This window comes from Sulfurimonas hongkongensis, from assembly GCF_000445475.1.
Classification (GTDB): domain Bacteria; phylum Campylobacterota; class Campylobacteria; order Campylobacterales; family Sulfurimonadaceae; genus Sulfurimonas; species Sulfurimonas hongkongensis.
This window is the reverse complement of the sequence record NZ_AUPZ01000013.1, coordinates 48,021-67,967: the sequence shown is the minus strand read 5'-3', so window position 1 is coordinate 67,967 and position 19,947 is coordinate 48,021. Positions and strand designations below refer to the sequence as shown.

The window sequence follows — 19,947 nt, the reverse complement described above, 5'->3', positions numbered from 1 at the left end:
AATACAAGTATTAGGCAAAGTCTGATGGATAAAAGTAAGCAAAGCTTTAACTTGTATAATCACATTTGAACTTCTATCCTAAAGGTAAAACTTGCCACTATCGAGATTAAACAAAGAGCAGTATATCGCTGCAACATCACAAGAAGCACAAAATCTTATCATTGCATCTGCTGGAACTGGAAAAACTTCTACTATAGTTGGGCGAATAGCACATCTTTTAAAAAATAGCATACAACCACAAGAGATTTTACTACTTACATTTACAAACAAAGCTGCTCAAGAGATGGTTGAGAGAGTTGCAGAATTTTTTGGAAAAGAGATAGCAACTAAGATAGATGCGGGAACATTTCATGCGGTTAGTTATAGATGGCTTAAAAAGACTCAAACTAGAGTCATCTTAAAACAGCAAAGAGAGCTAAAAACTCTCTTTAGAAGTGTTTTTGAAAAACGCTCATTTGAACATATTGGCGCAGAGATCACTCCTTATGGTGGAAACTATCTTTATGATTTGTACTCTTTTTATCAAAATACAGAGTTAGTGATGCATTTTGAGGATTGGATAGTAGAGAAGTACCCAGAACATGAACTTTTTGCACTTATCTATGCGGATATTGTGGATGAGTTTGAAGCTTTAAAAAAAGAGTATGGCTTTGTAAACTTTAATGATTTGTTACTAAACTTTAGAAAACTTTGCAAAACTAAGGAGCTAGGCTACAGAGAGGTTTTAGTCGATGAGTATCAAGATACAAACGCTCTTCAAGGCACACTTATAGATGCGATAAATCCGCCATCACTCTTTTGTGTTGGAGATTATGATCAGAGTATTTACGCTTTTAATGGTGCAGATATCTCAATCATCGGCTCTTTTACAACTAAGTTTGCTGGTGCAAAAGTTCACACACTTACAAAAAACTATCGTTCTAGCTTATCAATTCTCTCACTGGCAACTAAAGTAATAGAGCATAATGAGAGAATCTACCCAAAACAACTTGAAGTCACAAGACTTCAAAGTGCACACTCACCTACACTTTTGGTCTATGATGAACTTTTTGATCAATACCATGCAATCGCAGCAAAGATTAGAGAGTCACAAACTCCAAGAGAGGAGATAGCTGTTATCTTTAGAAATAATTCCTCAGCTGATGGCATTGAGGTGGGCTTAAGAGAATTAGACATCCCTTGTAAAAGAAAGGGTGGGACAAGTTTTTTTGATGCAAAAGAAGTTAAAGCGGTTTTAGACTTTTATACTCTTTTAGTAAATGAGTCTGATATGATGTCTTTTATCCACCTTTTTGAGTTTGTTCGTGGCATTGGTAGTGCTATGGCAAAGGAGATATATATAGCTCTAAAAACTTTAGGACATGGAAGCATATTTTATGGTCTTTATGCTCCTGATGAGTCTATCAAAAATCCTTTTGAAAAAAGAAAACTAAACCATCAACTAGGTCTTTTTGATGATTTTTTAGAGTTAGGTGCTGTTGGTAAATTTGCAAAGCTTGGATTTGAAACAAAGTTTATGAAAAATCCAATACTAAAGCATCCAAAGCTTACAAAAGATAGTGCTATGTTTTTGCATGATTTTTATCTTTTGTATCGTGATTTAAAGGGTATAAAACAGCCTAGGACAATTGTAAAAAAGATAGCATCATCGACTATTTTTAAATATATAAGAGAGTTGCTCTCAAACAAAAGAGCACAACTCAAAGATGGCACTGTAGATGAGAAGCAAAAGAGTGAATCACTCATAAAAATAGAGCGAAAAATGATACTCTTAGAGGAGCTATCTAAACCATATTCGGAGCATGATAGGTTTTTAAATGCTATGATTTTAGGCTCTTCTGACTTAACACAAGGGGAGGGTGTTAATCTGCTAAGTGTTCATGCATCTAAAGGCTTAGAGTACAAAGAGGTCTATATAATTGACTTGATGGATGGAAGATTTCCAAACAGAAAACTTATGCAAAGAGGTGGTTCATTAGATGAAGAGAGACGACTCTTTTATGTGGCAGTTACTCGTGCAAAAGATATTTTATATCTTAGTTTTGCAAGATATGATAAGATAAAAAAACAAAATTTTATAGCATCACAATTTTTATATGAGGCTGGTTTAGTTGCAAAAGATGATGCCTACCAAGCCATGTTACAAAAAGAGTTAGAGAAGCTAGATTCAGAGGGTTGACTCCGCGCTACGAAGTTTTTTTACCTCTAAAAAGTAAGTATGACCTAGATATATTACAAATAAAACAGCTCCAAAAAATATAGCAAATGGAACAAGTGAGATAAGATAGAGGCTTAGAGTTTTTAGTCTTAGTTTGTTAGATAAAAAGTAGTCTATCTGTTTGCTCTCTTGTTTTGTGCAGATATTTGATGAAATATCAAACTTTAGCATCTTATGAAAAAAGTAATATAGAGGGAGATTAAATGCTACTATATTTACTATGGGGATAAAATAAAAAGGGATTAAAGCTATAAAAAGTAGTATCATAATCACAGCCCATTTCACAACAAGAAACAGGTCAGTAAGCAGATTAGAGTAACCTATGAGTTTTATATCTTGATAGTGTCTCTTTTGAAGTTCACGAAGCACAAAAGGTGTTAAAAACCCTATAACAATAATCGCTATAAAGATAGAGATATAAAGGGTTAAAAACCCTCCAATAGCATAGATGAAAAATGTAGCAAGCCAAGAAGTAATGGCAAAGCTCATCAAATACTCCACTACGGAATTACCCTCAACCATTGTAGTTACGCTCTGTGTGTGAGGGATGCCATTTTGTATTGTAGTTTGAGTCGATTGTACTTGCATCTCAGCTAAACTATCAACTCCCATCCCAGCAAAAATAAAAAACAAAATATACATTAAAATTAAAGTGATAAAAAAAGGAGCCAAAGAGTACTTTAACATCTTTAGCGATAAGAAGTCTTTTATACTAAGTAGTATAATGTCTTTTTCAGTTTTCATAACTTACTCCAATTTTTAAAAAATAGTAAAGTCTTTGTTAGATTTTACTAAAATTTACTTTATTATATCTTTTGCACAAAGATATCCACTAGCCCATGCAAATGCAAAGTTGTATCCGCCTCGCTTTCCTACAATATCTAAAACTTCTCCGCAAAAGTAGAGATTTTTTTGCTTTAGTGACTCAAAAGTTTTTGGGTTTATCTCACTTACATCAACTCCGCCACCACTTACTTCAGAATGACGAAAACCATGGGTGCTAGTCACTTCAAAACGCCAATTTAGCATCTGATTTGCTATTTTTTTACTAAGTTTTGTGTCTATTTTTGTGCTTTTAGAAATCACAAGAGTTTGAAGAATACCTTGAGCTATCTTTAGGGGTACTAGACCTATTAAGATATCAAAAACACTAAGATTTGGCATAGCTTTGGCTAGGTTTGTTATGTGAGTTGAGAGTTTTTGAGTGTTGTATGATGGAAGGAGGTTTATAGATATACCAACCTTAGCATATTCTAAAAGTGCTTTACTCGCTCTTTGAGAGATGTCTAGTATGGCAAAACCTGAAACTCCATAGTTTGTAAACAAGATATCTCCGCAAATTGAGATATCTTTTTTGTTATTGACTAAAAGTGTAACTTCACCTTGTGTTTTAACTCCACTCATTTTGTGAGCTATAGTAGAATTTAGATGAAGTTGAACAAGTGAGGGGTAAGTTGCAATGATGTTGTGCCCAAACTCTTTTGCAAACTCATATCCATCCGCGCATCCACCTAGATGCTCGGCTGCACATGAGCCAGTCGCCACAACCACAGCGTCATAGTTTTTTAGCAACTCTTTTATGTTTTTTATCTTAGTGCTTGTGTAGATCTTAACACCAAGATTTGTTGCATAAGTTGTAAGAAGTGTGGCTACGCTCTTTGATTCATTGCTAAGGGGATAAGCTCTTCCATCATCGAGTGTGTTGAGTATTAGACCAAAGCTAGATGCAAAGTTACTGAACTCTTTATATCCAAATCCCTCTATGGCATCTTTTGCAAAATGAGGATTTTGCCCAAAGTAGTCATAAGTTGTGAGGTTTTTATTAGTAATATTGCATCGTCCATTTCCAGACACTAAAATCTTCTTAGCACACTTGTCATTTTGCTCAAAAACATCAACTTTACAAGACTCTTTTGCACACTCTATAGCACACAAAAGCCCAGAAGCTCCACCACCTATGATGGCTACTTTTTTACTCATTGTCTATTTTATAAGCTTCTATAAACTGTGACATCAAAAAGTCTAAAGATTCTAATATATCTGAATATGGGTCATCTGATTCTATAAGATCGTTAGCTAGGTAAGTAAAAGCAAAACTATAGACATCACCCTCTCTTAGAGTTTTCACCTCTTCTCCTATACCAATTTCTACATAGATAGCTTGTGTATCTTCTATCTCTACGGCTTCTATTTTTATCATAAAAGTAGCAGAATCATCTCCATCAAAAACAAATCCAGCATTTAAGAGTCTCTTTTTCGCAATCTCTTCTATATCAGCTATCTTTTCTTTACCTAAAAAGTTGGTACTTGTCGTCATATACATACGAAGATTTTTGATATTATCTAGTGTGTAAAATGTATCACCCAAAAGTGAACTTGTAATAATTAAAAAAAGGATAAATTTTTTCATTATTTATACTTTATAAAATTTTCTTTTGCAGAGTCTAAATCGCCAGAAAAATCACTAGGCTTCATGTATCCCATAGACTCAAAAACTATCTTTTGTGTATTTGGATCTATAAAAAAAACAGTTGGAACTACTTTAGCGTAAAATTCTCGTGGATACGCTCCTTTATCCTTTACTCTATCTATGATAAGAGGTACAAATTCGTTTGAAACCCTTGCTTTTATCTCTTTTGAGCTAAGAGTTTTTCTCTCAAATTTTTTACACCAAGGACAGTAATCCCCAACAGCAACAAACATTAAAAGCTTGTTTTGCTCTTTTGCAACTTGTAGTGCCTTTGTATAGTCTCTTAAGTATTTTACCTCTTGAGCAAATTCATCTATTTGTGCAGACAACCCTAGTGTAAACATTAGTATAAGGGATATAAGTATCTTCATTCTAAACCTTTTTAACCTTTTTAATAAGTACGCTACTTTATCATAATAATCATTTAAAGTGAAACTACTTTTGCACCAAAGCCACCCATGTGCTGTGGTGCATCTTCAAACTTTTTAACCCTAGGATGGGCTTTAAGGAAGTTTTTAACTGCATATGAGAGTTTACCAGTTCCTATGCCGTGATAAATTATGACTTCATCCCAACCATTAAGCAGTGCATCAGAGAGAAACTTATCTAGAGCTTCCTCAGCTTCCTCTGCTCTCATACCATGCAAATCACATTTTAAGCCAGCTTTTTTTTCAACATTTACTTTTACAGTAGTTTGTGGTTTTATATAGATATTTTTAGTGGGCTTTAAATCTTTTGTTTTAACTCTAAGTCTCATGCCACCAACCTCTATAAGTGCTTCTTTTTTGTCTTTTATAGAGATGATACTACCTTTGTTATTTCTATACTTTATAAAGTCACCAACCTTGTAAACATGGCTATTTAAGTTTGGTTGAGTTTTGTTTTTTGGCAGGTTTTGATTTGCCTTGCTCATGGCTCTGTGGATGGCTTTTGTGTCACCTGCCTTTGCAGCTTTTTTTGCTTCATCTATAGCTATCTCATAAGTAAATCTTAGCTCTTTTTTTTCTTTTTCAAGTTCTGCTCTTAGCTTCTCTATTTGAGCTTTTAAGTCAAGCTCTTTTGCATCTAAGTATTTGAGCTTTTCATCTACTTTTTTATGCTTTTGTTTTAACTCTCGCTCAAGCTCTGAGCCTCGCTCTATAAGAAGATTTAGCCTTTCACTGTTGTCCCCGTAAACATTTTTTGCTTCACTAACTATTGCATTTGAGATGCCGTATCTAAGAGCCGTCTCAAAAGCATAACTTTTGCCAATAATGCCTTGCATAAACTCATAGGTTGGAGCTCTTAGCTCTTCATCATAAAGTGCTGCCATCAGCTCAACATCATCGCGATCAGCCATAAGAGCAGCTAAACGTTTATGGTGTGTTGTCACTACTACTTTTTGACCTCGCTTTATAAGATCATCAAGTATAACTTTAAACAGAGCTGCCGCCTCGTCACTATCTGTTCCAAGCTCTATCTCATCGATACCAACTAATGCAGATTTGTGCTCAAAGATTTTTGAGAACTCTTGCATACGTCCAGCAAAAGTGGATATATCATTTTTTACATTTTGTGGATCGTCTATGATGGAGAGGATAGTTTTAAAGCTTCCAATATGAGATTTATGTTCATTTAATGCCATTGGTATGATGTACTTTGCCATAAATGCAGAGGCAAGAATAGATTTTAGCAGCATAGTTTTTCCACCAGCATTTACACCAGTTATCATAAGTATGTTTTTACTAAAGTCAACGCTTAGAGGTTTTGGTTTGGCAAGAGCTGGATGGATAAAATCTTTTAGGATAATTTTAGAGTCATTTTTTGAACTTTTTATGAGTTGAAGATTTTTACTCTTTGCAAAAAGAACTCTAGCTTGGTAGTTATCAAACTTTGTAAACTCTTTATCTATAAAATTTATAAAGGGTAAAAGCTCACTAAGCACACTAGAGAACTCTTTTGCATAAGTATAAAAGATAGCTTGTTTTTCTTGCTCAATAAAGCGAATCTGCTCTTTTGATTTTAAGATGATATCAGGCGATACATAAAAAAATCCACCGCTACTTCGTCCAACTACTGCACCTTTTAGTACATGGTTAAATCCACCGCGAACTAAAAGAGCCTCTTCATTATTTATGAGATGTATTTGAGTATCTACTAAGTATCCTGAGAGTTTTGAGCTTGACATGAGCCTCTTCATAGACTCGTTCATATTTGTTTTATGCTCTTTGATTCTTTTAGTCAAACCAAATAGCATCTCATCTAGGTTTTCATTAAAGAGTCCATCAACTTTAAAGTATTTCTCAACCTCTACAAACTTTTCATGAACTTCAATTTTTTCCATCCACTTGCCAATAATTCCCTCAAACTCTTGATTTTTAAAGTAGTTGAAATACCTAACAACTTTTACTATCTCAAAAATCTGTTCAAAATTAAGCACACCTCTTTTTTTTAGATGAGCTTTAATGTTAAAAAAGTTTGCTACTTTAGGAGGGGCTTTGAATTCTAGGTTATCTAGTGCTTTTATATACTTAAAATGTAACTCTTGGTCTCCCTCAATGTAGAGAGAACTCTCTCTTGCAAAGAAGCTCTTAAACTGTTCTATATGCTCAGACAAGTCAAGTTGTTTTATTAGTATATCTATTTTGGAAGTTTTGTTTATGGACATAATTTTTGTTTTACCTAATATATTGCTTTATTGGTAGAATTTTAGCTGAATTTTTATTATTGCGACTTATATGGTAAAAATAGGAGATAAAATTAAAGAAATGGGTTTTAAAGAAGTTGTGTAGAGGATATTGAGCAGAAAAATCTACTCAATATTTAAAAAAGATTACAGACCTGTAACGTTTTCTGCTTGTGGGCCTTTTTCGCCTTGACCAATTTCAAAAGTCACTTTTTGACCTTCGTTTAGTGAAACACGATCGTAACCATTGCTGTTAACTTGACGGAAGTGTACAAATACATCTTTTCCACCATCTTCTTGCTCGATAAAACCGAAACCTTTTTCGCTATTGAACCATTTAACTGTTCCATTTACTAATGCTGCCATTGTAAATCCTTTATGTTTAATTACACCCTAAGGTGGTTGAAAATCTAATATGAAGTCTTATTTTTAGGTGAATTATACTGGTAACACAAAGTCGTCAATGCAAAGCAGTCTAAAGATGTAACTCGAATCATCTTTCATTGGCAGTAGTATACCTGAAAAATATGAAATGTGTAGTTAAATTTGAAAATTTAACTACTCACAAGTAGAAGCACTTATCATTTGCCCATAATTAGGGGTGTTTTCTTTGCCGATAAAAGTGTAGGTTCCGATGCTAATAGTGTAGTTTGTATTATTTACATCCATACCATTGCAAGTCACTGTTTTACCTTGGTTAAATTTCATTACTACATTTAGCATCTTGTCTCTTTTTGCATTAGAGTAAGCGTTAAAAGCAATAGCTCCTAAGATTATACTAAATACTATAATAGTGATAATTATTTTTTGATTTTTTTTAAGTTCTGTAAAATAGTGTAGAACTAAAAAGAAAAGTCCTACAATTACAAGTCCAGCGATATATGCCATTAAGCAGTACCTCTTATTTGATAAGTTATATCTCCAGCACCAAAACCGATGATGAGACCTTTGTTTAGAGTTTTTAGAGTCTCTTTGTCTTTTATAACACTAATGTTGTTGTTTGCCCTTGTGATGGTATCTGCCATTGTAAGGTTATAATCTTTAAACTTCTCTTTAAAATCTATCTCTCTTGGAGCTTCTCCTGCCGACCAAACAGGGAGGATAATAAGTTCAGCAACTCCCTCAAAACACTTTATAAACTCTTCAAGGTTGTCAATAGTTCTAGAGTACTTGTGTGGTTGCCAGATAGCAGTAATCCTATCAAAACCTTTGAGCTGTGCGTACTCTTTTACAGACTCAAAAGTAGCTTTTATCTCTGTTGGATGATGCCCATAATCATCAATGATGACGCTATTGTTTTGGGTGCCTACTATATCAAAACGTTTTTTTATACCTTTAAATTTTAAAAGATTTTTTCTGATTTGTTCTATCTCCATAGATTCATGAGCTGCTAAAATAGCAAGTGAAGCATCAAGAGCTATATGTTTACCAAAGCCCCAAACATCAAATGAACCCAAATCTCTAAGGGTAAATCTTGTGTGAGGTTCATCGCCTATAAGAACAAACTCTATATCTTTTATATCACGGCTTGGATAGAGCCAGTTTGCGTCTATTTCATCTACTAGAGTAGCAATAAACGGATCTTCTGCATTTAAAACACGACATTTAGCAGAATTTATAAAGGTTTTGTATGATTCATAAAAGAGTTCGAAGTTGTAGTCATAATACTCCATATGTTCAGGTTCAGCGTTAATTACAATAGCACAGTGGGGATTTGAGTTTACAAAACTTCCATCACTCTCATCAGCCTCAAATAGCATGATATCATTTGTTTCATCATATCTTACATTTGAACCAAAAGCCTTTGATTCTGCACCGATAATTGCAGAACCCTCCATAATGGCTGTTAAAATTGCAGTAGTTGTGCTTTTTCCATGTGCACCAGCTACAGAGTAGACTTTTGAAGTGTTTAGTATTTGCAAAAGTGCTTCACGACGAGCCAATACTTCTATGCCTTTTTCTTTTGCTTGTATTATTTCTGGATTGTCTGGACGAATGATGGCTGAGTGAACAACTAAGTCTTGATCAACTATAGCATCAGCATTGTGAGAAACTGTGACTTTTATACCTAAATCACGAAGTTTTTTGGTGATGATAGTGTCTGAAATATCAGAACCACTGACTGTGTGCCCTTTGTAGTGCATGTACTGAGCGAGACCTGAGATACCTATGCCACCTATACCTATAAAATGTATTTTCATTTCTTGCTCCCATCACATTTAGAGTCACTTAGCAACTTTTGTGCCTCTTTTTTAAACATACTAATATAAAATTTACCAGCTTTTTGAGTAGCATCTATATCAGCAATATTATCCATAAAATCATCAAGACTAATCCCTTTGCTTGAAGCTATCGAGTGAAGCTTTAAAGATGATGAAAACCCATCATCTTTAGTAAGCCCACTAAGAACTTCAAACAAAGCACTAGCATCAGAGATATCTCCAGCGTGATAATGCTCCATAGCGTACTCATACAAAGCTCTAAGTGTCGCAAAGTCTTGAACTTCGTTGATGTTCATAGATCTGTGAGATTCAAGTACATCTGTTAATCTCTCAAGAGCTAAATCCAATATGTTTGCATAAAAAGCTTGAAGTGCATCTTCATCAAAACTATCTTGCGCTTTTTGCTCTAGCACATAAAGCGATGCAATATCTGCACTCTCTTGTGCTTTTAGCACTTTTTGTTTTAGTCCATCAAGACTCATGTTAAGCACTCCTTTATTCTATTTAATGCATCTCTTATCATGCTAGGAGATTCAACTAAAGCTACCCTTATATACTCTTTTGCAGGGTTTATGCCATCACTATTTTTTCTTGCTAGATATTCACCAGGGAGAACTTTTACATTGTACTTTTTGTAAAGATTTTTAGTAAACTCTTGTGGTTTTTTCACTTTAAGCCAGAGATAAAAAGTTGCTTTTGGGATTTTAGTGCCTAGTATCTCATTTGCAATTTTAAAGTTTTCTTTGTACATCTCTCTAGCTACATCAACATGTTCTTCATCACTCCAAGCCAGAGCAGCTGCACCTTGAAGAGGAAGAGGTGATGCACAACCTATATAAGTCCTATACTTCATATACTCTTTTAAAATCTCTGCATCTCCTGCAATAAAACCTGAACGAAGCCCGGGAGCTGATGAGCGTTTTGAGATGGAATTTACAACTAAAATATTTTTAAACTCACTATTGTTAGCCACAATGGCAGCCTCCAATAGTGAGGGTGTTTTTTCGTCTATATAAAGCTCACTGTAGCACTCATCGTTTATAAGGGTAAAGTTGTGTTTTTGACTCAGTTTTACCCACTCTACAAGTTCATCTAAAGATAGAGTAGAAGCTGTAGGATTGTTAGGAGAGTTTATGATGACAAGATTGCATTTGCTTAGTGCATTTTCATCTATCTCTGGCTTAAAGTCATTTGCTTCGTTCATATTTATATGGACTATTTTAGCTCTTGAAGCAATTGCAGCACCTTCATATATCTGATAGAAAGGATTTGTAAAAGCTATAGCTGGTTCTTTTTTATCAAAGAGTAAAAACTGAGGAAAATTAAAAAGTACTTCACGAGTCCCAAATGTTGGGATGATCTCCTCATCCTTAAGTTCAACTCCAAAACGTTTTTCAACAAATAATCTTTGTGCATCTCTTAGCTGTTTCTCTCCTGATGTTTTAGGATACTTCCTAAGAAGAGCTGAATCTTTGCAAAGTTTGTCTTGTATAAATGCTGGAGTGTCTCTTTGAGGTTCGCCGATGGTAAGAGTTGATGGAGTAAAGTTTGGGTTTGGTGTGATATTTTTAAGTAAATTGTTTAGTTTTTCAAATGGATATGGCTCAAAATTCATATATTTCTCATATTTGGTAGATTTTTGCAATTATATCTGAAATCTATAAGAGGAACTTTAGAAATTTCTTAATAAAAAAGGCGACTCTTTAAGACATGTCCTTTAATTGTACTATCTACTAAAAATAGTTGTTTTATTTTACTTTAAATTTATAAAAAACATTCTATAATTTTATACTTATTATAAGGAGGTACAGATATGAAACACACTTATCTTTCACAAGAAGTTATCCAAGAAGCTCTAAATCTTCATCATATTACTCAACAAGAAGCTGATAAACTTAGAGTTAAACTGGATTCAGAGTCATCTATCTACAATATGACTCATAAATAAGGCTAATATAGAAGTAGCTTATTGCTTGGGAAGTGAAAATTTTTGAGTGATTAGCTCGCCTTCATCGTTAAAAAACAGATAATAAAGTAAATCTTTCTTAACACTCAATCCTGCTAAATACCGAAGAGCAAGATTTGCCTGTAGTGAAGCAATGTGCATAACTATCGGTCCAGTAATTCCTTCTGGTTTTCTATTGTTAATCTTAAAAGAATCTCTATATGACGCACTCTCAAAAAAACATACTTGTCCATGATATGCCTCAACAGTTCCATAGATCCAAGGTATATTTTTACTAAGAGCGAAGTCACTTATCTCGCCCCTAGTTGGAAGATTGTCTGTTGCATCTATGATAAGGTCTAGATCAATGTCTTTTTTACAAAACTCTTCAAGTCTGCACTCATGAGACAGAGCTTTTACAAAAGGGCATCTCTGCTCTATTAGAGTTGCATTTATAGTTGCTTTGTTTTTACCCTCGTCTCCAATTTTAAAAGCAATTTGGCGATGCAAGTTGTGGGTTGTGACATCATCAAAATCTATCATATGTATCTCGCCTATGCCACTAGAACCAAGTGCAAATGCAAGTGAACTCCCCAATCCTCCTGAGCCTACTATAGCTATCTTTTTAGTTTGTAGTGATTTTTGAGTATCTTCTCCCCAAAGTTGAACTTGGCGCACAAAATAATTCATCATAATTTAGCCTTTTTGTTAAAAAAATAATTATATCACACTAACTTAACAAATCTTTCAAGTAAAGAGATGTTAAAGGTTACTTTTTATTTTATTAGTTACAACTTTGTTTTGATATGGTAAAATGTAATACTAATAATAAGGGGGTGTAATGGAATATTATCAGTATATTTTGATTTTTCATATTATGGCATTTATGTCATGGATGGCGGGGCTTTTCTATCTGCCAAGACTTTTTGTTTATCATGTAGAACATATGGATAAGCCTGATTATATAAAGATTGTTGAGATTCAAGAGTATAAACTTTACAAGTACATTGATATGCCAGCAATGATAGCGACTCTTATTAGTGGAGTTGTAATGTTTACTCTGAATCCGCATCTTTTTGATATGGGAGTTTGGGCTTATGCAAAGATAGCAGCGGTGTTGCTTCTTGTTTGGTATGATCTGTCTATGAATCATTATCGTAAGCAACTACTCACTCGAACTTGCACAAAAAATGGAAAGTTTTTTCGCGCTTACAATGAGTTTCCAACGCTTCTTGCGATCTTAATAGTAACTTATGTTGTGTTAAAAGATGTGCCAGTTATCTTTACTGGCTTTATGGTAATACTTTTTGCTGTAATTGTTTATGTACTATTAAAACATGCAAAAGAACCAAACCTTAAAGTAGTAGAAGAAGAGTTAAAAAAATTGTAAAGCAGCTTTTGTATTTTACAACTTACAAAGGCTCTCATTATAATTGAACCCTCTGATTAATATATAAACTAGATTCCGTGTCAAGCACGGAATGACGGTTAGGACGTCATCCTGAACTTGATTCAGGATCTAATTGAATTGTTCAGAGGGTTCAATTTATCTTTATTAATAGATCTTTCTATCGCTTTTTTTAAGCCACATATCAAATAGTTTTGCATTTTGTTTGGCATCTAACTCTATTAGTTTAACATCTGAGTTTTTGCCTTTTATCATCTCATAAAAGCGTTTATCATCAAAGCCACCATAAGTTGCATCTTCTTCATTTGCTCCATAATAAACAATAGGAATCCTTGCCCAAAAGATCGCTCCTAAACACATAGGGCAAGGTTTGCAACTTGTGTAGAGCGTGCATTCATTAAGCTCAAATGTGCCTAATACCTCACTTGCCTCTCTTATGGCATTTATCTCTGCGTGAGCGGTTGGATCATTGGTCGATAACACGCAGTTATGTGCTTTTGAGATGACTTTATCATTTTTTACAATAACCGCGCCAAAAGGCCCACCTTCGTTTTTTAACATTCCATCAACTGCTTCATCATAAGCTATCTTCATAAATTTATTCATATGAAAATTATAACCAAAACAGGGTTGATTTTTATTTTAGATAAATTACTATATCAATATATATTGATATAATAATTTAAATATGCTACACTTCAATTTTTAAATAAGAGAGCGTAAATAGATTTAGGAGTTGAAATGTTTAGTCTTTGGGAGAGTTTTAGTGCTTATATAATTTTTGAACTTTTAGATTTTGATAGTGCTAGTCATCTAGGGAAGGCTTTACATTTTTTTCTTTTTGACACTATAAAAATCTTTGTACTGCTCATCGCTATAGTTTACGCTGTAACACTTTTGAGAAGTTACTTTCCTATTGAGAGAGTAAGAGATTATATTAGTGGTAAAAATAGGATTGTTGGACACATATTTGCTGCTCTTTTTGGGATGCTTACTCCTTTTTGTTCATGTAGCGCTATTCCACTGTTTTTGGGTTTCTTGCAAGCTAGAATACCTTTAGGAGTCACCTTTAGTTATCTCATCTCTGCGCCACTTAGTGATGCTGTAGTTATTGCTCTACTTTTCTCTCTCTTTGGTTTAAAAATCACGCTGCTATATATTGGATTTTCACTCACTATCGCTATTGTAGCGGGTCTTATTATTGGAAGCCTAAAACTTGAAAAAGAGGTTTTACTTGAAGTAAAAGCAACCTGCTGTAGTGGAACTCAAGAAGTAAATAATCAAACTCTATTTAAACTCAAAATGAGTAACGCGTGGAATGACACTATGGATATTTTCAAGCAGATATATCTCTATGTTATCGTAGGTATAGCCATTGGAGCCTTTATACATGGTTATGTTCCAACCGACTTTATAACCAAATATGCTGGAGGAGATGTTTGGTATGCACCTATAGTTGCTGTTATTATGGGGATTCCGATGTACTCAAGTGCAGCTGGGATGTTGCCACTTATTGAAGTTTTGACTCAAAAAGGGATGCTACTTGGAACTGCTCTTAGCTTTATGATGGCAGTTGTGGCACTCAGCCTTCCTGAGGCTATGATACTAAAGAAAGTTTTAAGTACTAAACTAATAGTTATCTTTTTTACTACGGTTGGCAGTGCAATACTCTTTGTAGGATTTATCTTTAATATGATTTTATAAAGAGTATTTGAGTTTAAAGCTCAAAGCTTTTTTGCATATGAGTTTTTATATTCTTTAGACTTAGCTCTTTGTTTACAAAGAGTTCATTTGCTAAGATGCCTTGACCTAGTAGCATGTCTGCTCCATCTTTGTAGGTGATGTTATGTTCTTTTGCAAGGCTTAAAAATGGAGTTAGTTTGCCATATATAACATCTGCTACAAATGAGGTTTTAGTTAAGATATCTTCTACCATCTCTTTTGAAGCGGGGAGTTCTTCATCTTTTAATCCTGCACTTGTTGTATTTATAACTAAGTCGTAGTTTTTACTTTTGTAGCTATCCCAGCTCGATATCTCACAGCCAATCTTATTAAAATAAGATAGTCTTGCTTCGCTTCTGTTTAAAACTGATACTTTTATATTATCTTGAGCAAACCTAGATGCTAGAGCTTTAGCAGTTCCACCAGCTCCTAAAATTAGTACATTTTTTATCTCGCCAAACTCTTCTATAGCAAACATAAAACCATCAGAGTCAGTGTTATAGCCTATGAGTCTTCCATTTTCGTTTATTAGAGTGTTTACAACACCTACACTCTTTGCAAAGCCTCTAACTTCATCACAAGCTCTAAAGGCTTCCTCTTTATGTGGAACTGTAACATTTGCACCGCTAAGTTTAAGAGAAAAAAAAGTCTCTTTTAGCTTTGTTCCATCTCTTAGATGAACTCTTGTGTAACAAGCATTGTAGCCTAGTGCCCTAAAAACGGAATTGTGCATAAGTGGAGAGCGAGAGTGTGATACAGGATCGCCAAAAATCGCAAATAATTTCATTTAGTCTAGATCTTCGAGTGAAGCGACTAGGGCGCCAAGTTTGTTTTTAACTTCTAGATATTCTAATTCATTTTGGCTATCAGCTACAACTCCAGCACCAGCTTGAAGTACAACTTTATCCTCTTTTACAAGAGCAGTTCTTATGGTTATGGCACTATCCATATTTCCATCAAAACCAAAATAACCTACACTTCCACTATAAAAACCTCTTTTTATACCCTCATATTGTGCAATAAGTTCCATAGCCCGTATTTTTGGCGCGCCTGTCATAGTTCCAGCGGTAAATGTAGCCATAAAAAGGTCAAACATATCTTTGCCATCAGCTAGTGTTGCAGTTACGTCTGAGACTATGTGCATAACATGAGAAAACCTCTCTATGTGCATCATATCTTCAACTTTTACACTTCCAGTTTTTGATACACGACTCACATCGTTTCTACCTAAATCTATAAGCATTAGATGCTCTGCTAACTCTTTTGGATCAGCTAAGAGTTCAAGCTCAAGCTCTTTGTCTCTTTGTTTTGTGCTACCTCTTTTTCTTGTTCCTGCAATTGGTCTTAGAAGAAGTTGTCCATCACTTAGTCTAACCATTACCTCAGGTGAGCTTCCAACTATGTTAAAGTCATCGTATTCTAGTAAAAACATATATGGTGATGGATTTTTAGTTCTTAGGATTCTGTAGAAACTAAAAGGGTCTACTTTTATATTTCTTGTAAAGCGGTTTGTCATAAGGATTTGAAAAACATCTCCGCTTTTTATCATCTCTTTGGAGTCTTCTATCATCTTAAAAAATTTCTCTTTGGAGTGCGCGAAACTTCCTTTGTCAGTTCCTTCGTTTTTTTTCATATTTACATATTCATAAGAACTTTTAAGTTTTGTTTCTATGGAGTCAAACTCTTTGCTTAACTCTTCTTGCATGCTAATGAGAGTGATTTGATGATTTTTGTGTGAATATACTAGTACGAGTTTTGGAAGAATTAGATCAAGGTCTGGGGTGTTAAGCTCATCTTTGAGTTCGTTCATATATTTTTTTAGCTTTGGTTCAAAAACTTTAACCATGTCATAACCGACATAGCCGATAAAGCCATCAACATAGCCTATTTTTAACTTACTTGTAGCTTCTCTATATTTTTTGGTATCTATCTTCTTATAGTACTCTTTTAAAAACCCAAATGGGTTTTGCGTTAGTTTGCTTACTTTGCCAGATGCATCAGTATAAATTGTTTCATCGTTTGTATATTGAAGCCTCTCTCTAGCTCCAATACAGATAAAACTGTAGTTGCCATCACTCTGTCCAGCGCTCTCAAAAAGGTAAGATATCTCGCCTCTAAAGATACTCTTTAATTTGGCATAAACTGCAATAGGTGCTAACTGGTCTAGTACAAATTGTTTAGAGTAAATCATTATAGTTTAATCAAAAATGCACCAGCTTCTATGTTGCTTCTGATGGTTCTAAGAGCACTTCTGGCCTCTTTTTCAGTATAGAAAGGTCCTACTAATACTTTGTTTAAAACGCTAGAACCTTTTGCTACTTTGTGAAACTTGTATCTATAACCTTGTGCTAAGATGGAGTCTAAAAATTTCTTGTTTGGTGCATATTTTGAAAAAGAGCCAACTTGAACATAGTAAGCATTGTCAATACTAGGCTTTGGAGCCTGTGCCTCTGCCTTTTTTTGCACTTTAGGTTCAGCTTTAGTAGCTACTTTAGCCTTTTCTTTTTTAGGTTTTACTGATGGCTTTGCTTCTTCTTTGGTATCTTGAGATTGTTGCTTTAATCTTTGAGCAATCTGGTCGAGATTGTCATTGTCATTTGAGTTTTCTTGAATAACTTCTACCTCTTCAAAAAGTGGCTCTTCTTGAGGTTTCTCAACGGTAGTTACTTCTTCTTGTGGAAGTGGTATTGGTTGTGGTAGATTGTCCTTTGCATCAGGAGTGAGAGTACTCATAAGCATCACTACTATTATAAGAATAACGCCTAAAGTAGCTACAGCTAAAACAATCTTTTTGTTAGAGCTAGCAGAGTTGCCTTTGTTTAATATAATATCATTTAGTTCATTTTTTTCATTCATAATATACCTTTAAAAGTTTACTAGCACTTATAATACCAAAATTTTACAATTAATTATAGCAAAGTTATCAAAACAATGTTTATGCTTTTTTAAAGAAAACAATGTTTATGCTTTTTTAAAGAAAACAATGTTTATACTTTTTTAAAGAAAACTAAGAGTAAGTTTTCTAAAGAAGCATACTACATATGTTTTGACCAAGAAGCTCCTCGCTCTTTGGCATAGACCTCGTAAGGAAGCGTTAGTATGTTGTACTCCTCTGGCACATCTGCATTTGGGAACATCCTCCACTGTTTTGGTTGTTTGGCTGCTAACTTCATAGAGATCATTTTTCCTAGTTGAATAGCTTCTTGAAGAGTTGTGTGACCTTTATGTATATAGACATGAAGATGTCCCTCGGTTTTTGTTTGATAGGCTGTAAAGTTTATGTAACCCTCTTCACGAAGAAGAAGTTGAGCTCTATGGTAAAACCTCTCAGGATCTCTTCCATTGTAGTCAATAACTATGTTCTCAACTTTATTATGAGAGTTTACTAAGGAGTGAGCAACAGTTATCTCACCTTTTATATGTTGGTTGATTACAGACTGCGTCAAGGGAGCATCTACTCTCTCAAACTTATTATAAAATGTTCTACCTCTATATGATAATTTATTTACAACACTATCACTTTTAATCCAGTAGTGATCACTAACCATTTTAATAAGTTTTAAATCCATTGCAGTCAAATATATATTCCTTTAATTTTATTTTATAAAATGAAAGGAAGCCTTTCATCTATTTATTTTGTTACGGTATCGGAAGTAATTCCGCTACCTACGCTAACGCTGGGTTTCCCTCAGCGGGAAGCTCTCGGCACTTATGCCTCTTTGTTTTGTTACGGTATCGGAAGTAATTCCGCTACCTACGCTAACGCTGGGTTTCCCTCAGCGGGAAGCTCTCGGCACTTATGCCTCTTTGTTTTGTTACGGTATCGGAAGTAATTCCTTGCGCTGAGCTTCTTTCTGCCTTTTTATTTTAGGTCAGAAGTTTTAGTATGTTGATTGATTGTAGATTATAAAATTTTGAGCTAATGCTTTTAGCTCCTCTTTTATAGTCTCTTGAAGTTTAGTGTTATTGATATCATCTAAAACATCTGCTATCTTATTTGCAATAAATGTGAACTCTTTATCTTTCATGCCTCTGCTTGTAAGCGCTGCTGAACCTATACGGATACCAGAAGTTACAAATGGGCTTCTTGTCTCGCCAGGAACTGTATTTTTGTTTATAGTAATACCAGCATTCTCTAGTGCTGCATCTGCATCTTTACCACTAATCTCACGACCAACAAAAGATACTAAGATAAGATGATTGTCAGTCCCACCGCTAACTACATCATAACCTCTACTCATCATAACTTCACCTAAGATTCTAGCATTTGTTTTTACTTGCTTTGCGTACTCTTTCCACTCTGGGCTTAAGTTATACTTAAAACCAACAGCTTTTGCGGCAATAACATGTACAAGTGGTCCACCTTGAAGTCCTGGAAAAATAGCTGAGTTCATCTTTTTTGCTATATCTTCATCATTTGTCATAATCATACCACCACGAGGACCTGCTAGAGTTTTGTGTGTAGTAGTTGTTACAACATGAGCGTGAGGAAATGGACTAGGGTGTTCTCCAGCTGCAACTAAACCAGCTACATGAGCGATATCTGCAAACATAATAGCGCCAACTTCGTCAGCAATCTCACGAAATTTTTTAAAGTCAATCTCTCTAGCATAAGCAGAAGCACCACAAACTATGATCTTTGGTTTTACAGCTTTTGCAATCTCCATGATTTTATCATAATCCATACGACCATCAAGCTCAACACCATAAGTAAAACTTGAATAATTTTGTCCAGAAAAACTTGGCTTAGAACCATGAGTTAAGTGGCCACCATGACTTAAATCCATTCCTAAAAGCTTATCTCCAGCCTTTAGTAGACCTGCATAAACAGCTGCATTTGCTTGGCTTCCTGAGTGAGGTTGAACATTTGCATACTTACATCCAAAAAGCTCACAGGCTCTCTCTATGGCTAACTGCTCAACACCATCAGCATACTCACAGCCGCCATAATATCTCTTGTTTGGATATCCTTCTGCATACTTGTTTGTAAACACTGATCCCATAGCTTCCATCACAGCTGGAAGTGTAAAGTTTTCAGATGCAATCATCTCTAAGTGGTTAGTTTGTCGCTCTAACTCTTTTTCACATAACTCAAATATTTCGTTATCGTACTCTTTTAAAAAACTCATGGTATAAAAATCCTTGTTAAAATTCTGTGGATTATACAAAAAATATGATAATAAAAGACTGAATAAAATTTTGCAATGGTTTTATTCATTTTTGTGGATTGAATGCTTTGAAGGATTATAAATTAATAAGGGTTTGATTATTTTAAACTTTACCAATAATGTCTGTTG

General features: G+C 34.5%; 21 protein-coding genes. 4 read left to right on the top strand and 17 right to left on the bottom strand.

Annotated features, from left to right (window positions below; translation table 11 throughout):
• Positions 1–91 precede the first annotated feature (91 nt).
• Positions 92–2,179: an ATP-dependent helicase gene (locus tag M947_RS20660; protein ID WP_021288051.1), complete on the top strand. Its 2,088-nt coding sequence runs from the start codon at positions 92–94 to the stop codon at positions 2,177–2,179.
• On the opposite strand, the gene M947_RS20655 is transcribed toward M947_RS20660, so the two are convergent.
• From M947_RS20655 to M947_RS20615, 10 genes are all read right to left on the bottom strand, one after another.
• A complete protein-coding gene (locus tag M947_RS20655) occupies positions 2,168–2,962 on the bottom strand; it encodes an EI24 domain-containing protein (protein ID WP_021288050.1) in 795 nt (264 codons plus the stop codon). The two genes, M947_RS20660 and M947_RS20655, sit on opposite strands and share 12 nt — an antisense overlap.
• 54 nt (positions 2,963–3,016) lie before the next feature.
• Positions 3,017–4,198, bottom strand: a complete 1,182-nt coding sequence (locus tag M947_RS20650; protein WP_021288049.1) for a BaiN/RdsA family NAD(P)/FAD-dependent oxidoreductase — start codon at positions 4,196–4,198, stop codon at positions 3,017–3,019.
• On the bottom strand, positions 4,191–4,628 hold the full coding sequence (locus tag M947_RS0112065; protein ID WP_021288048.1) for a hypothetical protein: 438 nt from the start codon (positions 4,626–4,628) through the stop codon (positions 4,191–4,193). Before M947_RS0112065 ends, M947_RS20650 begins: the two co-directional genes overlap by 8 nt.
• Positions 4,628–5,059 (bottom strand): thioredoxin family protein, encoded by a 432-nt coding sequence (locus M947_RS20645; protein ID WP_021288047.1) that lies wholly within the window; start codon positions 5,057–5,059, stop codon positions 4,628–4,630. Before M947_RS20645 ends, M947_RS0112065 begins: the two co-directional genes overlap by 1 nt.
• A gap of 53 nt (positions 5,060–5,112) precedes the next feature.
• Positions 5,113–7,335, bottom strand: coding sequence for an endonuclease MutS2 (locus M947_RS20640; RefSeq protein WP_021288046.1), 2,223 nt, complete (start codon positions 7,333–7,335; stop codon positions 5,113–5,115).
• Between the two features lie 165 nt (positions 7,336–7,500).
• The gene (locus M947_RS20635; RefSeq protein ID WP_021288045.1) at positions 7,501–7,719 is read right to left on the bottom strand and encodes a cold-shock protein; all 219 of its coding nucleotides are present in this window, start codon (positions 7,717–7,719) and stop codon (positions 7,501–7,503) included.
• Positions 7,720–7,911: 192 nt separating this feature from the next.
• Positions 7,912–8,241, bottom strand: a complete 330-nt coding sequence (locus M947_RS20630) for a hypothetical protein (RefSeq protein ID WP_021288044.1) — start codon at positions 8,239–8,241, stop codon at positions 7,912–7,914.
• On the bottom strand, positions 8,241–9,554 hold the full coding sequence (murC, locus tag M947_RS20625; protein WP_021288043.1) for a UDP-N-acetylmuramate--L-alanine ligase: 1,314 nt from the start codon (positions 9,552–9,554) through the stop codon (positions 8,241–8,243). The genes M947_RS20630 and murC overlap by 1 nt, the downstream gene beginning before the upstream one ends.
• Positions 9,551–10,057, bottom strand: coding sequence for a hypothetical protein (locus tag M947_RS20620; RefSeq protein ID WP_021288042.1), 507 nt, complete (start codon positions 10,055–10,057; stop codon positions 9,551–9,553). Before M947_RS20620 ends, murC begins: the two co-directional genes overlap by 4 nt.
• The gene (locus M947_RS20615; RefSeq protein ID WP_021288041.1) at positions 10,054–11,190 is read right to left on the bottom strand and encodes a succinyldiaminopimelate transaminase; all 1,137 of its coding nucleotides are present in this window, start codon (positions 11,188–11,190) and stop codon (positions 10,054–10,056) included. Before M947_RS20615 ends, M947_RS20620 begins: the two co-directional genes overlap by 4 nt.
• 198 nt (positions 11,191–11,388) lie before the next feature.
• Between M947_RS20615 and M947_RS23790 the strand changes: the two genes are divergently transcribed.
• Positions 11,389–11,523: a hypothetical protein gene (locus tag M947_RS23790; protein ID WP_021288040.1), complete on the top strand. Its 135-nt coding sequence runs from the start codon at positions 11,389–11,391 to the stop codon at positions 11,521–11,523.
• A gap of 18 nt (positions 11,524–11,541) precedes the next feature.
• Here M947_RS23790 and M947_RS20610 read toward each other — a convergent pair whose 3' ends face one another.
• Complete coding sequence (locus tag M947_RS20610; RefSeq protein ID WP_021288039.1) at positions 11,542–12,213, bottom strand: HesA/MoeB/ThiF family protein; 672 nt, start codon at positions 12,211–12,213, stop codon at positions 11,542–11,544.
• A 148-nt stretch (positions 12,214–12,361) separates the two neighbouring features.
• Between M947_RS20610 and M947_RS20605 the strand changes: the two genes are divergently transcribed.
• Positions 12,362–12,910 carry a CopD family protein gene (locus M947_RS20605; RefSeq protein WP_021288038.1) on the top strand — a complete coding sequence of 183 codons (549 nt, stop codon included), beginning with the start codon at positions 12,362–12,364 and terminating at the stop codon, positions 12,908–12,910.
• Between the two features lie 165 nt (positions 12,911–13,075).
• On the opposite strand, the gene M947_RS20600 is transcribed toward M947_RS20605, so the two are convergent.
• Positions 13,076–13,522, bottom strand: coding sequence for a nucleoside deaminase (locus M947_RS20600; protein ID WP_021288037.1), 447 nt, complete (start codon positions 13,520–13,522; stop codon positions 13,076–13,078).
• A gap of 147 nt (positions 13,523–13,669) precedes the next feature.
• Between M947_RS20600 and M947_RS20595 the strand changes: the two genes are divergently transcribed.
• Positions 13,670–14,632: a permease gene (locus tag M947_RS20595; RefSeq protein WP_021288036.1), complete on the top strand. Its 963-nt coding sequence runs from the start codon at positions 13,670–13,672 to the stop codon at positions 14,630–14,632.
• Between the two features lie 13 nt (positions 14,633–14,645).
• Here M947_RS20595 and M947_RS20590 read toward each other — a convergent pair whose 3' ends face one another.
• The 5 genes from M947_RS20590 to M947_RS20570 form a co-directional block, all read right to left on the bottom strand.
• Positions 14,646–15,437 (bottom strand): shikimate dehydrogenase, encoded by a 792-nt coding sequence (locus M947_RS20590; protein WP_021288035.1) that lies wholly within the window; start codon positions 15,435–15,437, stop codon positions 14,646–14,648.
• Positions 15,438–16,841, bottom strand: a complete 1,404-nt coding sequence (locus M947_RS20585; RefSeq protein ID WP_021288034.1) for an anthranilate synthase component I family protein — start codon at positions 16,839–16,841, stop codon at positions 15,438–15,440. It abuts the gene before it with no gap.
• Complete coding sequence (locus tag M947_RS20580; protein ID WP_021288033.1) at positions 16,841–17,506, bottom strand: SPOR domain-containing protein; 666 nt, start codon at positions 17,504–17,506, stop codon at positions 16,841–16,843. Before M947_RS20580 ends, M947_RS20585 begins: the two co-directional genes overlap by 1 nt.
• A gap of 179 nt (positions 17,507–17,685) precedes the next feature.
• The gene (locus tag M947_RS20575; RefSeq protein WP_021288032.1) at positions 17,686–18,228 is read right to left on the bottom strand and encodes a DUF1882 domain-containing protein; all 543 of its coding nucleotides are present in this window, start codon (positions 18,226–18,228) and stop codon (positions 17,686–17,688) included.
• 303 nt (positions 18,229–18,531) lie between these two features.
• The gene (locus M947_RS20570) at positions 18,532–19,779 is read right to left on the bottom strand and encodes a serine hydroxymethyltransferase (RefSeq protein WP_021288031.1); all 1,248 of its coding nucleotides are present in this window, start codon (positions 19,777–19,779) and stop codon (positions 18,532–18,534) included.
• Positions 19,780–19,947 lie beyond the last annotated feature (168 nt).

Coding starts and splice junctions, on each gene's coding strand:
- M947_RS20655 (WP_021288050.1), bottom strand. CDS start 2,962: ATGAAAACTGAAAAAGACATTATACTACTTAGTATAAAAGACTTCTTA.
- M947_RS20650 (WP_021288049.1), bottom strand. CDS start 4,198: ATGAGTAAAAAAGTAGCCATCATAGGTGGTGGAGCTTCTGGGCTTTTG.
- M947_RS0112065 (WP_021288048.1), bottom strand. CDS start 4,628: ATGAAAAAATTTATCCTTTTTTTAATTATTACAAGTTCACTTTTGGGT.
- M947_RS20645 (WP_021288047.1), bottom strand. CDS start 5,059: ATGAAGATACTTATATCCCTTATACTAATGTTTACACTAGGGTTGTCT.
- M947_RS20640 (WP_021288046.1), bottom strand. CDS start 7,335: ATGTCCATAAACAAAACTTCCAAAATAGATATACTAATAAAACAACTT.
- M947_RS20635 (WP_021288045.1), bottom strand. CDS start 7,719: ATGGCAGCATTAGTAAATGGAACAGTTAAATGGTTCAATAGCGAAAAA.
- M947_RS20630 (WP_021288044.1), bottom strand. CDS start 8,241: ATGGCATATATCGCTGGACTTGTAATTGTAGGACTTTTCTTTTTAGTT.
- murC (WP_021288043.1), bottom strand. CDS start 9,554: ATGAAAATACATTTTATAGGTATAGGTGGCATAGGTATCTCAGGTCTC.
- M947_RS20620 (WP_021288042.1), bottom strand. CDS start 10,057: ATGAGTCTTGATGGACTAAAACAAAAAGTGCTAAAAGCACAAGAGAGT.
- M947_RS20615 (WP_021288041.1), bottom strand. CDS start 11,190: ATGAATTTTGAGCCATATCCATTTGAAAAACTAAACAATTTACTTAAA.
- M947_RS23790 (WP_021288040.1), top strand. CDS start 11,389: ATGAAACACACTTATCTTTCACAAGAAGTTATCCAAGAAGCTCTAAAT.
- M947_RS20610 (WP_021288039.1), bottom strand. CDS start 12,213: ATGATGAATTATTTTGTGCGCCAAGTTCAACTTTGGGGAGAAGATACT.
- M947_RS20605 (WP_021288038.1), top strand. CDS start 12,362: ATGGAATATTATCAGTATATTTTGATTTTTCATATTATGGCATTTATG.
- M947_RS20600 (WP_021288037.1), bottom strand. CDS start 13,522: ATGAAGATAGCTTATGATGAAGCAGTTGATGGAATGTTAAAAAACGAA.
- M947_RS20595 (WP_021288036.1), top strand. CDS start 13,670: ATGTTTAGTCTTTGGGAGAGTTTTAGTGCTTATATAATTTTTGAACTT.
- M947_RS20590 (WP_021288035.1), bottom strand. CDS start 15,437: ATGAAATTATTTGCGATTTTTGGCGATCCTGTATCACACTCTCGCTCT.
- M947_RS20585 (WP_021288034.1), bottom strand. CDS start 16,841: ATGATTTACTCTAAACAATTTGTACTAGACCAGTTAGCACCTATTGCA.
- M947_RS20580 (WP_021288033.1), bottom strand. CDS start 17,506: ATGAATGAAAAAAATGAACTAAATGATATTATATTAAACAAAGGCAAC.
- M947_RS20570 (WP_021288031.1), bottom strand. CDS start 19,779: ATGAGTTTTTTAAAAGAGTACGATAACGAAATATTTGAGTTATGTGAA.